This is a genomic window from Pseudomonas sp. EA_65y_Pfl2_P74 (assembly GCF_963970575.1).
GTDB classification, from domain to species: Bacteria; Pseudomonadota; Gammaproteobacteria; order Pseudomonadales; family Pseudomonadaceae; genus Aquipseudomonas; species Aquipseudomonas baetica_A.
Genome location: NZ_CAXAOQ010000005.1, coordinates 98,224 through 112,594, shown reverse-complemented (window position 1 = coordinate 112,594; position 14,371 = coordinate 98,224). Strand labels below are relative to the sequence as shown.

The window sequence follows — 14,371 nt, the reverse complement described above, 5'->3', positions numbered from 1 at the left end:
GTGTGTAGTTCCTTTTGAAATATTGATTCGAACGGCAAGAGACTAATGCTCTAAAAAGATCAGAGGGCTGCCAAAGCACCCTGGTAAAGAACCGGCCCCGTCGGCTGCCCGGTCGGCGAACCACCCTTGGGCTCCAGACTCACCGCCAGCGCTATCGGCTTGCCGATCAACACCTTCTGCGCCTCGCTCAACTCAACCTTGCCTTTGCCTCCCGCCGGGATCACCCCCAGCGAGATCGGTTTGCCATCGGCCGTAATTGCCCACAGTTCCAGGCTGCGATCCGCATCAATTGCCGCCAATGTCAGCGGTTCGACTTGCAGGTAATCGGCATGCGCCTGGACCTTCAGCGCTGGTTGCGCGTCGGCGCTCAGCAGGGTTGCGCTGTAGCGGGCGTCATCGCGGTTGTACAGCGAGCCGAGGAATACCAAAACCACGATCGAACACAGCGCCGCCGTGACGCGCAGCCAGTTCCAGAACGGACGTTTTTCCGGCACGTGCAGCACTTGCGGCTCAATCCGCGCGGTAATGCCATGCCACACGCGGTCGGGCACCGGATGTTCCGGCAGCGCTTCGGTCAAAGAAACCAGGCTTTCCTGCCATTGCGCCAGTTCAGCCCGCAGCGCCGCGTCGTCGAGCAGCAACTGTTCAAAACGTCGCCGTGCTGCCGAGCCCATCAAACCAATGGCGTAATCGGCGGCGAGGGCGCGGCGCAGGGCTGGGGTCTGGTAGTTCATGATTCAAGGCACCGGCGCAGGCGTTCCATGCCACGGCGAATCCACGATTTCACCGTGCCCAGCGGCGTGGCCAGGTGTTCGGCCAGCTCCGTGCACGACAATCCCTGAAAGTAGGCGACGCTGATCGACTGACGTTGCATGCCGTCGAGGCTGTCCAGGCAGCGGTTCAAGGCGTGGGCTTCGCGGGCGCTGCTCAATTGGTCGTGTGCTGAAGGACCTTCGTCCGCCAGCGCGTCCTGTTCGACATCGCTCAGCGGCCGGTCGCGGTGTTTGCGCAACTGGTCGATGGCTTGGTTGCGAGTGATGTTGATCATCCAGGTCATTGGTGCCGACAGGTGCGCTTCGTAGCGCGAGGCGTTGTTCCAGATGCGCACGAAGCTTTCCTGCAGCACTTCTTCCGCCAGATCGCTGCGGCCCATGAACCGCAGGGCCACGCCGTGCAGGCGCGGGCCGACGCTGCGGTACAGGGTTTCGAAGGCGCGACGATCGCCCAGTGAACACTGGGCCAACAACTGTCGCAACTGATCGGTGTCGGCGAGGGAAATGACGACTCTCCAGGCAAAGGTTCGGCGACGAAGGTGAGTATCGGGCTGTTCACAGGCTAGTCCAGCGACAGCGGTTATGCCATTCATCGCGATCATTCCAGGGTTTCACGATCTGTATACGTGGCTATGCTGAAAATGGATGCGCTGGCTTGGAACATGCCGGCGGATGCCCGGTCAAACCGGCAGTTTTACCGTTCATTGACGGGCGGTTTTCACAGCGCAAGAGGATGTCTGAATGAAGATTTCACGCGGTATTGCCATGGCTTCGCTGATGACCCTTGCGGCCAGCCCGGTGTTTGCCGGGTTCAGCCTGGACGATGTGACCAAGGCTGCTTCGAGCATGCAGGGCGGCAACGCTGCCACCGCCGCTGCGCCGACCTCGGAAACGGCCGGTTTGCTGCAAGCCGTCACCGGTCTGGGGGTTACCCCTCAGCAAGCCGTCGGCGGCACGAGCGCCATGCTTGGCTTGGCCAAGAACCAATTGAGCAGCACCGATTATTCGCAGTTGGCCAAAGAAGTGCCAGGCATCGACAAGCTGTCGGGCGGTAGCGGCAACCTGGCGGCGTTGAGCGGGTTGCTGGGCTCGTCGGGCAAGTCAGCCGGACTGGAAAACGCACTGGGCAACGTCAAGAACACCAGCGATCTGAACAACGCCTTCGGCGCCTTGGGCATGGACAGCGGGATGATCGGCCAGTTTGCCCCGGTGCTCCTCAAATACCTCGGTGATCAAGGTGTCGGTGGCCCGCTCCTGCAGAGCCTGGGCAGCATCTGGGGCGCGGGCACCGGTAGCTGATTCAGCGGCGCGCGTTTTTCAGTTCGCCAATGCGCTGATCCTTCTCGTTCCAGAGTTGGTTGACCCAGCTCTGGACCTTCTGGCGAAACACCGGATCGTTTTCGTAATCGCCCTGCCACAGCGCCGGGTCGAGTTCGCGGGTCTTGATGTCGATGATCACCTTCGGCACGTTGCCGCTGATCAAGTCCCAGAAGCCCGGAATGTTTGGCTGTGGATAAACCACCGTGACATCGAGAATCGCATCCAGTTGCTCACCCAGCGCCGCCAATACAAACGCCACGCCGCCTGCCTTGGGCTTGAGCAAATGCTTGAACGGTGATTGCTGCTGCGCACTTTTCGCGCTGGTGTAGCGGGTGCCTTCCAGATAATTCACCACGGTGACCGGTTGGCGCTTGAACAGCTCGCAGGCCTGCCTGGTGATTTCCAGATCCTTGCCCGCCAGTTGCGGGTGTTTCGCCAGAAACGCCTTGGTGTAGCGCTTCATGAACGGGTAATCCAGCGCCCACCACGCCAGCCCCAGGAACGGCACCCAGATCAGCTCTTTCTTGAGGAAAAACTTGAAGAACGGCGTGCGCCGGTTGAGCGTCTGGATCAGCGCCGGAATATCCACCCACGACTGATGGTTGCTGACCACCAGATAAGAGGTGTCACCGCGCAGATCGTCGCCGCCGCGAATGTCCCATTGAGTGGGGATGCACAGGTGGAAAATCAGCTTGTCGATCTCGGCCCAGGTCTCGGCGATCCACATCACCGCCCACGACGCATAGTCGCGCCAGCGGCCGGGCGCCACCAGTTTGAGCAGGGCAAAGACCATCAACGGCCCGATCAGGATCAGGGTGTTGAGCAACAGCAGCAGGGTGACGAAACAGCCGGTGTGCAGGCGGCGCATAAGCAACTCTATGACGTTGGATGGGCGCGCCATGATAAGCAGCTTCGGGCGGCAGACCAAATTTGCGCTGACGAATGTTTCACTTTTGTACCGGTATTGTGCGGGTTAAATGCGTATTGACTGTTCTGGCCTCTTCGCGAGCAAGCCCGCTCCCACATTTTGAAATGCGTTCCCCTTGTGGGAGCGGGCTTGCTCGCGAAGGCCGGTCAAGGCGAACGAATGCTTCAATGAGTGTCTAAAATCTCGCGTCTGCCGCCCTCATTTTTCAAGGAAGCCCTCTACGTGAAATCCCTCCTTGCACTGTTTGCCCTCGTCGCCCTGCCGGTCATGGCCGCCGAGCCGACCCTGTACGGGCGTTACGAATACATTGCGCTGCCGGAAATCGGCGGTGAAGTACTCAAGGCCAAGATGGACACCGGCGCGCTGACCGCCTCGCTGTCGGCCAAAGACATCGAGACCTTCACCCGCGACGGTGAAAACTGGGTGCGCTTCCGCCTCGCCACCAAGGACGCCAGCAACAAGGTCTACGAACACAAAGTCGCGCGGATCAGCAAGATCAAGAGCCGCTCGGATGAAGAGGACGAGGGCGACACCACTGAAGTCGCCAAGCGCCCGGTGGTCGATCTGGAACTGTGCCTGGGTGACGTCAAACGCACCGTGGAGGTCAACCTGACCGACCGCAGCAATTTCAACTATCCGCTGCTGATCGGTGCCAAGGCCTTGCGTGAATTCGGCGCGGCAGTGAATCCGGCGCGGCGCTTCACCGCTGACAAACCGGACTGCTGAGCCAAGTGGTCTCATTGACGTAACGTCAGGCTTGGGGCACCGTTCGCGCACCTAACCCACAGGCTCGGACGCCATGCCTCATATTCTGATTGTCGAAGACGAAGCGGCGATTGCCGACACGCTGATTTTTGCCTTGCAGGGCGAGGGGTTCACCACCACTTGGGTGAGCCTCGGCGCGGCGGCGCTGGCACATCAACGGCAGACGCCGGCGGATCTGCTCATCCTCGATATCGGTCTGCCGGACATCAGCGGTTTCGAGACCTGCAAACAGTTGCGGCGTTTCAGCGAAGTGCCGGTGCTGTTCCTCAGCGCCCGCGATGCCGAAATCGACCGTGTGGTGGGCCTGGAGATCGGCGCCGACGACTACGTGGTCAAGCCGTTCAGCCCACGGGAAGTGGCGGCGCGAGTCCGGGCTATCCTTAAACGCATGGCGCCGCGCCCCATCATCGACGCCACGTCAGGGCTGTTTCGCATCGATCCGGAACGTGTGCAGATCAGCTATCGCGGCCAGGCGCTGAGCCTGACCCGTCACGAATTCCGTCTGTTGCAATGCCTGCTTGAACAACCGGAGCGGGTGTTCAGCCGCGAGCAATTGCTCGATGCACTGGGCGTCGCGGCCGACGCCGGTTACGAGCGCAGCATCGACAGCCACATCAAAAGCGTGCGCGCCAAGTTGCGTCTGGTGCGGGCCGAGGCCGAACCGATCCAGACGCATCGCGGCCTCGGTTACAGCTACAGCCCGGGGCATAGCTGATGTCGTTGGGCCTGCGGATATTCCTGGTGTATGTGCTGTTTGTCGGCCTGACCGGCTATTTCGTGCTCAACACGGTGATGGAGGAGATCCGTCCCGGCGTGCGTCAGTCCACCGAAGAAACCCTGGTCGACACCGCCAACCTGCTGGCGGAAATCCTGCGCGACGATTTCAAGGCCGGCACCCTCAGCGAGAACCGCTGGCCCGAGTTGCTGCGCGCCTATGGTGAGCGCCAGCCGCGAGCGACGATCTGGGGGCTGCCGAAAAACCAGGTCAACCATCGCATTTACGTCACCGACGCCAAGGGCATCGTCGTGCTCGATTCCAGTGGCGTGGCGGTGGGGCAGGATTATTCGCGCTGGAACGACGTCTATCTGACGTTGCGTGGCGAGTACGGCGCACGCTCCAGCCGCAGCGATCCGGATGACCCCGCGTCCTCGGTGATGCACGTCGGCGCGCCGATCCGCGACAAGGGTCAGATCATTGGTGTGGTGACCGTCGCCAAGCCCAACAGCTCATTGCAACCTTATGTTGATCGCACCGAACGGCGCCTGCTGTTTTATGGTGCCGGGCTCATCGGCCTCGGTCTGTTGTTCGGCGCCTTGCTGTCGTGGTGGTTGAGCCGTGCGCTGCATCGTTTGACCGGTTACGCCCAGGCCGTCAGTGAAGGGCGGCGGGTGGAAGTGCCGCACTATCGCGGTGGTGAGTTGGAGCAGCTTGCGACAGCGGTGGAGCAGATGCGCACGCAACTGGAAGGCAAGGCCTACGTCGAGCGTTACGTGCACACGCTGACCCATGAACTGAAAAGCCCCCTGGCGGCGATTCGTGGTGCGGCGGAGTTGCTGCAAGGTGAAATGCCCGCGGTTCAGCGAATGCGTTTTGTCAGCAACATCGACAGCGAAAGTGCGCGGATGCAGCAGTTGATCGAGCGGTTGCTCAATCTGGCGCAAGTTGAACAGCGTCAGGGGCTGGAAGAGCGCACTGCGGTGCCTCTGGCGGTGCTTGTGGATGAGTTGCTGCAAGGGCAGGCGGCGCGCATCGAGGGTAAACAGTTGCGCATTGAGCAGGCTGTGGCGGCGGATCTGCTGCTGATGGGTGAGCCCTTTCTGTTGCGTCAGGCGCTGGGCAATCTGCTGGAGAACGCGCTGGATTTCACGCCACTGCAGGGGTTGTTGCGCTTCAGCGCCGAGCGGGTGGGCGAGCAGGTTGAGTTTCGCTTGTTCAATGAAACGGCGCAGATTCCCGACTACGCCTTGCCGCGTTTGACCGAGCGGTTTTACTCGTTGCCGCGCCCGGACAGTGGGCGCAAGAGTACCGGGCTGGGGCTCAACTTCGTCGAAGAGGTCGTCAAATTACATGGTGGGTCGATGAGCATCCGCAATGTTGAAAATGGCGTTGAAGTGACTTTGCGCTTGCCTTGAGACCGAGTCGCGAAGGGCTCGGTGAAGTCTCCATACAATCTCCATATTTCCCCCACATTCCTCCCACACACGCCAACCAGACTCTGCCGATCAAAACAGGGAGAGTCCCATGAACAAGAATCTGACCATAAAGCTCGGGGCGATTGCCCTGTTGATCCTGCTGTTGCTCATCCCTTTGCTGATGATCGACGGGGTTATCGATGATCGCCAGCAACGGCGCGACGGGGTGCTGGAAGACATTGCCCGCAGTTCCAGTTACAGCCAGCAATTGAGCGGGCCGGTGATGGTGGTGCCGTATCGCAAAGTGATTCACAACTGGAAGATCAACGACAAGACCGAGCAGCGTTACGACGAACCAAGCGAGGAGCGTGGGCGTTTGTATTTTTTGCCCGAGCGCTTCGAACTCGATGGCCAGGTGCAAACCGAACTGCGTGCCCGGGGTATCTACGAGGCGCGGTTGTTCCATGCCGATAACCGCATCACCGGCAGTTTTTCGCTACCGGCGCAATTGGGCATCCAGGAAGATTTCAGCGATTACCAGTTCGATGCGCCGTTTCTGGCGGTCGGCATCAGCGACATTCGCGGGATCGAAAACGCTTTGAAACTGGAGCTCGACGGCCAGCGTCTGGACTTCGTTCCCGGTACTCAGGTCGGTTGGCTGGGTGAGGGGGTGCGGGTAACGCTGCCACTGCTCGATACCCGTAAAGCCAACGAACTGGCGTTCGGTTTCGATCTGCGCCTGCAAGGCACCGGTTCGTTGCAGGTGCTACCGGTGGGCAGGAGCAGCAGCGTTAGCCTCACTGCCAACTGGCCGCACCCCAGCTTCATCGGCAACTTCCTCCCGGCCAAACGTGAAATCAACGACGCCGGTTTCAGCGCCGACTGGCAGACCACGTTTTTTTCTACCAACCTGCAAGACGCCATGAGCCGTTGCGTGAGCGGCAATGATTGCGATGGGTTCAATGCCCGCAGCTTCGGGGTGAGTTTCATCGATCCGGTGGATCAGTATCTGAAGAGTGACCGGGCGATCAAATATGCGCTGCTGTTCATTGTCCTGACGTTCGCCGGTTTCTTCCTGTTCGAAGTGCTCAAGAGCCTGGCAGTGCACCCGGTGCAATACGCGTTGGTGGGTGTGGCGCTGGCGTTTTTTTATCTGTTGCTGCTGTCGTTGTCGGAGCACATCGGCTTTGCCCTGGCGTATCTGCTGTCGGCCAGTGGCTGCGTGTTATTGATCGGGTTTTACGTCTGCCACGTCTTGCACAGCGTGCGACACGGTTTGTGTTTTTCGGCGGGATTGGCAGCGTTGTATGGCCTGCTTTACGGGTTGCTCAGCGCCGAGGATTACGCGCTGCTGATGGGCTCGCTGTTGCTGTTCGGCTTGCTCGGCGTGTTCATGGTGCTGACGCGCAAACTGGATTGGTACGGGATCGGTCAGAAACCGGCCAAACCACTGGAGTTTGACGTGGGGGCGATGCAATGAGCGGGTTGCGTGAGGATCAGCGAGAGGCTGAGGTGTTGGTGACGCTGATCTTTGCGTCACTTCCGCCGGCACCGCGGTGGTGCCATCGCTGGCAAGCCACACACAGAACCTGCCTACCGAAATCCAGTGTGGGAGCGGGCTTGCTCGCGAAGAGGCCGGAACAAGCGCCGCCGATTTAAGGTTTGGGCAGGGTCGCGATCATGGACGGTCGCAAGCTCACTTCAGTGAACCAGTGGGCCAATTGCGGATTGGCCTCGCGCCAGCCCAGATCCGGGAAGCGCAGGTCGAGGTAACCCAGGGCACAGGCCACGCTGATCGCAGCAATATCGAAATGGCAGGTCAGCTCGGCAATCGCATCACTTTCCAGCAGGGCCAGGGTGCGACGGATCTTGTCGCGCTGGGCCTCGATCCACTCGTCCCAGTGTTTTTCCGGGGCACGCAGCACCTGCTCGTAACGCACCATCACCGACGCATCCATGATCCCGTCGGCCATCGAGGCCAGGGTCAGGCGGCGCCAGCGGGCCGAGCCGTCACGGGGGATCAGCGGATTGCCGACATGTTGGTGGTCGAGGTAGTCGAGGATCACGCGGCTGTCATGGATGACATTGCCGTCGGCCAGACGCAGGGCCGGGATCTTGCCCAACGGGTTGTCGGCGTTGAGCTCGGCACTCGGGCTGACCGGGCTGAGGACACAGTCTTGCAAGGCGACGCGATCCTGCTGGCCAGTTTCGTGCAGCATCACCATCACTTTGCGAACGAACGGGGAGAGCGTGTTGTGGAACAGGGTCATGCTGGGTGTGGACATGGGTGAACCTCGGTGGTCGACGAAGAGCAGGAGGTTAGCCTAGTCAGATGCGGCGGACCTGGCGAGGGATTTGATGGGTGACGATCTAGAAGGACGGCACCTGCCGCCGTCGCTTCCACTGGCTCAAGCGCTGTTGAAGATTCAATGGGCTATCAATCTGCTGCCCCCGTGCTCGGCTGAAGAGAATCAACACCAGCTCTGCCGTCGCCAGCGCATCGGCACTCGCGTTATGTCGCTCGAACACCTCAAGCTTGAACCAGTCGATCCACTCATCCAGCCCGGCCTCACGAATGTTCGCTTGCGGGCACAGCATCGGCGCAATCTCGGCGACATCCAGAAACACATGCTGCAACTTGTGCCGCAGATGTTCCTTCAGTGCCCGCCCAAGCATGTGCTGGTCGAATGGCGCATGGAACGCCAGCACGGGGCTGTCACCGGCAAACTCCATGAACGCCAGCAATGCCTCGGCCGGATCGCTGCCGGCGGCAATCGCGTTGGGCCCCAGACCGTGGATCAACACACTGGGACTGAGCTTGAGTTCACGACATTGCAGCGTGCGTTCGAACTGCTGGCTGAAATCGATCGCGCCGTCCTCGATCACCACGGCGCCAATCGACAACACCCGATCCTTGTTCAGGTTCAGCCCGGTGGTTTCCAGGTCCAGCACGACCCAGCGTTGTTCGCGCAGGCTGCATTCACTCAGCTCGCTGATCGCCGGCAGTTGCCCCAGGCGTTGCTGCAGATCCGCTGGCAGCGCCGCACTGGCCGGCCGCAGCCACGAGAACAGGCTCATAACTGATACCGCAGGGTCAGGCTGCTTTGCAGGCGTTGAGCCTGGCGCAGGGATTCGCGCAGGATGCGTCGATCCAGATGATTGAGGCTGTCGGGGTCGACACGGTTGGAGTACGGCAGGTTCTCGCGCGTCTGGATCTGATGCTGCTGCATGCGCGTTTGCTGAATGAAGTGATAAGCCTCTTCATACGCCGCGCCGTCCAGCGGTTCGATGACTTCTTTATCCACCAGTTGGCGCAAGCGCTCGAGGGTGTTGTTGGCGTCGATGCCGTTGGCCAGCGCGAGCAATCGTGCGCCGTCCACGAACGGCGTCAGGCCCTGGACCTTCAGATCGAGGGTGGCTTTCTCGCCATTCTTGCGCGCCAGCACAAACTCGCGGAAACGCCCGACCGGCGGGCGATTACGCAAGGCGTTGTCGGCCATCATGCGCTGGAACAAACGGTTGTCGCCGACCTGATCGAGAATCCCCCGGCGCAGTTGCGCGCAACCCTGTTCATCGCCCCAGACCACGCGCAGATCGAAGTAAATGCTCGACCCGAGCAGATTCTCCGGCGTCGCCTCGCGAATGAATGCCGCGAACCGCCGCGCCCATTCTGCCCGGGACAAACACAGCTCAGGGTTGCCGGCCATGATGTTGCCCTTGCACAGGGTGAAGCCGCATTGCGCCAGGCTCTGATTGATCTGCTGGGCAATTGGCAGCAACTTTGCGCGAATCTCTGCTGCATGCACGGCATCGCGGGCGTCGAACAGAATGCCGTTGTCCTGATCGGTGTGCAGCGTTTGCTCGCGCCGGCCTTCGCTGCCGAAACACAGCCAACTGAACGGTACGCCCGGGTCGCCTTTTTCGGCGAGGGTCAGTTCGATTACGCGGCACACGGTGTGATCGTTGAGCAGGGTGATGATGTGGGTGATCTGGGTTGAAGAGGCGCCGTGGGCGAGCATGCGCTCGACCAGTTGGCCGATCTCGCCGCGCAGGATCACCAGTTGCTCGATGCGTTGCGCGCTGCGGATCGTTCGGGCCAGATGCACCAGATCGACCCGCTGCAAGGAAAACAGATCGCGCTCGGACACCACGCCGCACAGGCGCTGATCCTTGACCAGGCAGACGTGGGCGATGTGCCTTTCGGTCATGGCAATGGCCGCGTCGAAGGCGCTGTGGTTGGGCGAAAGATAGAAGGGCGCCTGGGTCATGTGGCGCTCGATGGCTTCGCCGAAATCGGCCACACCGTCGGCCACCACATGACGCAGGTCGCGCAGGGTGAAAATCCCCAGCGGCGCTTTGTGCTCATCCACCACGACGATGCTGCCGACCTGTTGCTCGTGCATCAGCTTCACCGCTGCACGCAGTGGCATGGCAGGGCTGCACGTCACCGGGTGACGCATGGCCAGTTCACCGAGACGGGTGTTGAGCGAGTATTGCGTGCCGAGGGTTTCCACGGCTTTCTGCTGGACTTGCTGGTTGACTTGATCGAGCAGGCTGCTGACCCCGCGCAAGGCGAAGTCGCGGAAGGCATTGGAGAGGGCGAACAGTTTGATGAACGCCAGTTTGTTCAGTTGCAGGCAGAAGGTGTCCTCGCCGGCCAAGTGCGCGGTGCGTGTCGCTCGCTCACCCAGCAACGCGGCCAGGGGAAAGCACTCGCCGGTGGTGATTTCAAAGGTGGTCTCGGTGCCGCCCTTGGCCGTGTGCGGGCGTTCGCCGACGACGCGGCCCTGCTTGACGATATAGAAGTGTTCGACCGGGCCATCGGCGGGTTTGATGATGCTCTCGCCCTGCCCGTAGAAACGCAGCTGACATTGCTCCACCAGATAAGCCAGGTGGGCGTGTTCCATTTGATTGAAGGGCGGGAAGCGCTGGAGAAACTGCAGGGTGCCCTGAATGTTCTGCAACACGGCGGTTTTCCCAGCCTGGGTGAAGGCGTCCGCTTTACTCATAACCATTACCGCAGTCTTTTTCGAATTGTTGTTGTCGGATCGTTGCCCCCATGGTCGGCCCCCTCGTGCAGGGTGCCCATTGGACGTAAGTCTAGGTTCGTCATGCCGTTGGGCATATTTGGGAAGTGCCCTACAAAATCAGCCGGGAATTCTTCTGTCCGACCTCTTGGAAAAAAATCCGACGAAGTGCACATTGAAGCTCGGCCTGGCGTTGTCTGACGACTGTGCCAGGTGATGATTTGAAAACGTAGAGAACGCCATGCCCGACCACGATATTTTGAGCGACGCCGAGCGTGAAGCGCTCAGTGCTGTAATGCTCGAACCTGACCCTCCTGCGCAGCGTGTATTGATCGTCGATGACGACAAGGACGCTCGGGAGCTGTTGTCGGAGATTCTGGCGTTGGACGGCATTCGGTGCCTGACCGCGGCCAGTGGCGAGGCCGCGCTGAAGATGCTGGCGGAGAAACCATCGATTGGTCTGTTGATCACCGATTTGCGCATGGGCAATGTCGGTGGGTTGGACTTGATTCGCCAGGTGCGTGAGTCGGTAAGGGCAGCGATGCCGATCATCATTGTGTCTGGCGATGCCGATGTGAAGGACGCCATTGCGGCGATGCATTTGAGCGTGGTGGACTTTCTGCTCAAACCCATTGATACGGGCAAGTTGCTCGGTCTGGTCAAACACGAATTGGGGATCGACCCCTGACGTTCAAGCCACACCGAAAAACCCGCTCTCACAATGGATCTCCAGTGGTTGTGATGAACCATAAAAAAGCCCCGATCTTCCGATCAGGGCTTTTTCATGTCCGGCATCTACGCAGGGTTACAGGCCGTTGGCAGCCTTGAACTCGCGACGACGGCGGTGCAGCACCGGCTCGGTATAGCCGTTGGGCTGCTTGGTGCCTTCGATCACCAGTTCGACCGCCGCCTGGAAGGCGATGTTGCTGTCGAAGTTCGGTGCCAGCGGGCGGTACAGCGGGTCGTTGGCGTTCTGACGATCCACCACCGGCGCCATGCGCTTGAGGCTTTCCATCACTTGCGCTTCGGTGACGATACCGTGGCGCAGCCAGTTGGCGATGTGCTGGCTGGAGATACGCAGCGTGGCACGGTCTTCCATCAGGCCGACGTCATTGATGTCCGGCACTTTCGAGCAACCGACGCCCTGATCGATCCAGCGCACCACGTAACCGAGAATGCCCTGGGCGTTGTTGTCCAGTTCGTTCTTGATCTGCTCCGGCGTCCAGTTCGGGTTGACCGCCAGCGGGATGGTCAGGATGTCGTCCACCGAAGCGCGGGCACGTTTGGCCAGTTCGGCCTGACGGGCGAACACGTCGACCTTGTGGTAGTGCAGCGCGTGCAGCGCGGCGGCGGTCGGCGAGGGGACCCATGCGGTGTTGGCACCGGCCAGCGGGTGAGCGATTTTCTGCTCGAGCATCGCCGCCATCAGGTCCGGCATGGCCCACATGCCTTTACCGATTTGTGCGCGACCTTGCAGGCCGGTGCTCAGACCGATATCAACGTTCCAGTTCTCGTAGGCGCCGATCCACTTCTCAGCCTTCATGTCGGCCTTGCGCACCATCGGGCCGGCTTCCATGGAGGTATGGATTTCATCGCCGGTGCGGTCGAGAAAACCGGTGTTGATAAACACCACGCGCTCGCTGGCAGCCTTGATGCAAGCCTTGAGGTTGACCGTGGTGCGGCGCTCCTCGTCCATGATCCCGACTTTCAGCGTGTTGCGTTTGAGACCCAGCACGTCTTCGATGCGGCCGAACAGTTCGTTGGTGAACGCCGCTTCTTGCGGGCCGTGCATTTTCGGTTTGACGATGTAGACGGAACCGGTGCGGGTGTTCTTGCGCGACGTGTTGCCGTTGAGGTTGTGCATGGCCGCCAGGCACGTCAGCAGACCGTCGAGAATGCCTTCCGGCACTTCGTTGCCGTCTTTGTCGAGAATCGCGTCAATGGTCATCAGGTGGCCGACGTTGCGCACGAACAACAGCGAGCGGCCGTGCAGAGTCACTTCACCGCCAGTGGGCGTGGTGTAGCTGCGATCCGGGTTCATGGTGCGGGTGAAGCGCTGGCCGCCCTTGGCGACTTCTTCCGACAGATCGCCCTTCATCAGGCCGAGCCAGTTGCGGTAGATCACCACTTTGTCGTCGGCATCGACGGCCGCCACGGAGTCTTCGCAGTCCATGATGGTGGTCAGCGCCGCTTCCATCAGGACGTCTTTGACGCCGGCGGCATCGGTCTGGCCGACCGGGGTGCTGGCGTCGATCTGGATTTCGAAATGCAGACCGTTGTGTTTCAGCAGGATCGCGATTGGCGCGTTGGCGTCGCCCTGGAAACCGATCAGTTGAGCATCGTCACGCAGACCGCTGTTGCTGCCGCCCTTGAGGGTGACCAGCAGTTTGCCGTCAGCGATTTTGTAACCGGTCGAATCGACGTGGGAGCCCGCGGCCAGTGGCGCGGCTTCGTCGAGGAATGCACGGGCGAAGGCGATGACTTTGTCGCCGCGCACCTTGTTGTAGCCTTGGCCTTTTTGCGCGCCACCGTCTTCGCTGATCGCGTCGGTGCCGTAAAGGGCGTCATACAGCGAACCCCAGCGGGCGTTCGAAGCATTGAGCGCAAAGCGGGCGTTCATCACCGGAACCACGAGTTGCGGGCCGGCGGTACGGGCGATTTCGTCATCGACGTTTTGCGTCGTTGCCTGGAAATCAGCCGCTTCTGGCAGCAGATAACCGATTTCCTGCAAGAAGGCTTTGTAGGCCACGGCATCGTGCGCCTGGCCTGCGCGTTCCTGATGCCAGGCATCAATGCGAGCCTGGAAGTCATCGCGTTTGGCGAGTAGGGCTTTGTTCTTCGGTGCCAGGTCGTGAATGACCTTGTCGGCACCTTCCCAGAATGCGTCGGCGGTGAGGCCGGTACCGGGAATGGCTTCGTTGTTCACGAAGTCGAACAGGACTTTGGCGACCTGCAGGCCACCGACTTGAACGTGTTCAGTCATTGCTTGCCTCACTCTGCTCAGCTATTTCGCTTTTCAGCTCTTCAATTTAACAATGAAGCCTCTGGCCATTTAAACCACAAACCTTCCGACCAGTACATGCCATTGCTGGCGGCTGGGCTGGGACCAATCAACGGCTTGGGGCCTTGATGACGGGGCTTTCAGGGTTGCGAACGTGCCTTGGGCAGACATCGATCCAGCGTTATGTAGTGCGCGCGGAGGCATACTACATGATGCGTTGCGCTTGTGAAAATGAGACTAATAACGTCGTTCTGCGACTCCATGACGCATTGCGGTCACAGCGCGGAACGGGATGTTCTCAAAAAACCAATGGATTGTTCCAGCTAAATATAAAAACTTGTACACGATTTGTTGTCTCGAGCGTCTGAGGCGACTGTTCATCCCTTGCCTATACTTGCCCTTCTATAACAAAAGTCATGACAAG

General features: G+C 60.3%; 13 protein-coding genes. 6 read left to right on the top strand and 7 right to left on the bottom strand.

Going from position 1 to position 14,371, the window contains the following annotated elements; genetic code table 11:
- Window positions 1-59 precede the first annotated feature (59 nt).
- Together AACY18_RS05330 and AACY18_RS05325 are read right to left on the bottom strand one after the other, a co-directional pair.
- Entirely contained in the window at window positions 60-734 is a 675-nt protein-coding gene (locus AACY18_RS05330) for an anti-sigma factor (RefSeq protein ID WP_339464461.1), read from the bottom strand.
- Window positions 731-1,366 (bottom strand): sigma-70 family RNA polymerase sigma factor, encoded by a 636-nt coding sequence (locus AACY18_RS05325; RefSeq protein ID WP_339430253.1) that lies wholly within the window; start codon window positions 1,364-1,366, stop codon window positions 731-733. The genes AACY18_RS05330 and AACY18_RS05325 overlap by 4 nt, the downstream gene beginning before the upstream one ends.
- Window positions 1,367-1,514: 148 nt before the next feature.
- Here AACY18_RS05325 and AACY18_RS05320 point away from each other — a divergent pair, with 148 nt between their 5' ends.
- Window positions 1,515-2,072 (top strand): DUF2780 domain-containing protein, encoded by a 558-nt coding sequence (locus AACY18_RS05320; RefSeq protein WP_221731148.1) that lies wholly within the window; start codon window positions 1,515-1,517, stop codon window positions 2,070-2,072.
- A 1-nt stretch (window position 2,073) separates the two neighbouring features.
- On the opposite strand, the gene AACY18_RS05315 is transcribed toward AACY18_RS05320, so the two are convergent.
- Window positions 2,074-2,961: an acyltransferase gene (locus tag AACY18_RS05315; RefSeq protein ID WP_339464460.1), complete on the bottom strand. Its 888-nt coding sequence runs from the start codon at window positions 2,959-2,961 to the stop codon at window positions 2,074-2,076.
- Window positions 2,962-3,243: 282 nt separating this feature from the next.
- Here AACY18_RS05315 and rloA2 point away from each other — a divergent pair, with 282 nt between their 5' ends.
- The 4 genes from rloA2 to creD all read left to right on the top strand — a co-directional run bounded on the left by rloA2 (window position 3,244) and on the right by creD (window position 7,399).
- Window positions 3,244-3,747, top strand: a complete 504-nt coding sequence (rloA2, locus tag AACY18_RS05310; protein WP_221731146.1) for a retropepsin-like aspartic peptidase RloA2 — start codon at window positions 3,244-3,246, stop codon at window positions 3,745-3,747.
- Between the two features lie 73 nt (window positions 3,748-3,820).
- Window positions 3,821-4,501 (top strand): two-component system response regulator CreB, encoded by a 681-nt coding sequence (gene creB, locus AACY18_RS05305; protein ID WP_339430251.1) that lies wholly within the window; start codon window positions 3,821-3,823, stop codon window positions 4,499-4,501.
- Window positions 4,501-5,919, top strand: coding sequence for a two-component system sensor histidine kinase CreC (gene creC / locus AACY18_RS05300; RefSeq protein WP_339430250.1), 1,419 nt, complete (start codon window positions 4,501-4,503; stop codon window positions 5,917-5,919). Before creB ends, creC begins: the two co-directional genes overlap by 1 nt.
- Before the next feature lie 109 nt (window positions 5,920-6,028).
- Complete coding sequence (gene creD, locus AACY18_RS05295) at window positions 6,029-7,399, top strand: cell envelope integrity protein CreD (RefSeq protein ID WP_339430249.1); 1,371 nt, start codon at window positions 6,029-6,031, stop codon at window positions 7,397-7,399.
- Between the two features lie 175 nt (window positions 7,400-7,574).
- Here creD and AACY18_RS05290 read toward each other — a convergent pair whose 3' ends face one another.
- The 3 genes from AACY18_RS05290 to AACY18_RS05280 all read right to left on the bottom strand — a co-directional run bounded on the left by AACY18_RS05290 (window position 7,575) and on the right by AACY18_RS05280 (window position 10,934).
- Entirely contained in the window at window positions 7,575-8,204 is a 630-nt protein-coding gene (locus AACY18_RS05290; protein ID WP_339464459.1) for a glutathione S-transferase, read from the bottom strand.
- An 85-nt stretch (window positions 8,205-8,289) separates the two neighbouring features.
- The gene (locus tag AACY18_RS05285; protein ID WP_339464458.1) at window positions 8,290-8,997 is read right to left on the bottom strand and encodes a 3'-5' exonuclease; all 708 of its coding nucleotides are present in this window, start codon (window positions 8,995-8,997) and stop codon (window positions 8,290-8,292) included.
- Window positions 8,994-10,934 (bottom strand): putative nucleotidyltransferase substrate binding domain-containing protein, encoded by a 1,941-nt coding sequence (locus tag AACY18_RS05280; protein WP_339464455.1) that lies wholly within the window; start codon window positions 10,932-10,934, stop codon window positions 8,994-8,996. Before AACY18_RS05280 ends, AACY18_RS05285 begins: the two co-directional genes overlap by 4 nt.
- Before the next feature lie 253 nt (window positions 10,935-11,187).
- Here AACY18_RS05280 and AACY18_RS05275 point away from each other — a divergent pair, with 253 nt between their 5' ends.
- Window positions 11,188-11,634 (top strand): response regulator, encoded by a 447-nt coding sequence (locus AACY18_RS05275; protein ID WP_339430245.1) that lies wholly within the window; start codon window positions 11,188-11,190, stop codon window positions 11,632-11,634.
- 117 nt (window positions 11,635-11,751) lie between these two features.
- Here the strand turns inward: AACY18_RS05275 and AACY18_RS05270 are convergent, their stop codons facing one another.
- On the bottom strand, window positions 11,752-13,929 hold the full coding sequence (locus AACY18_RS05270) for a malate synthase G (RefSeq protein WP_339430244.1): 2,178 nt from the start codon (window positions 13,927-13,929) through the stop codon (window positions 11,752-11,754).
- Window positions 13,930-14,371 lie beyond the last annotated feature (442 nt).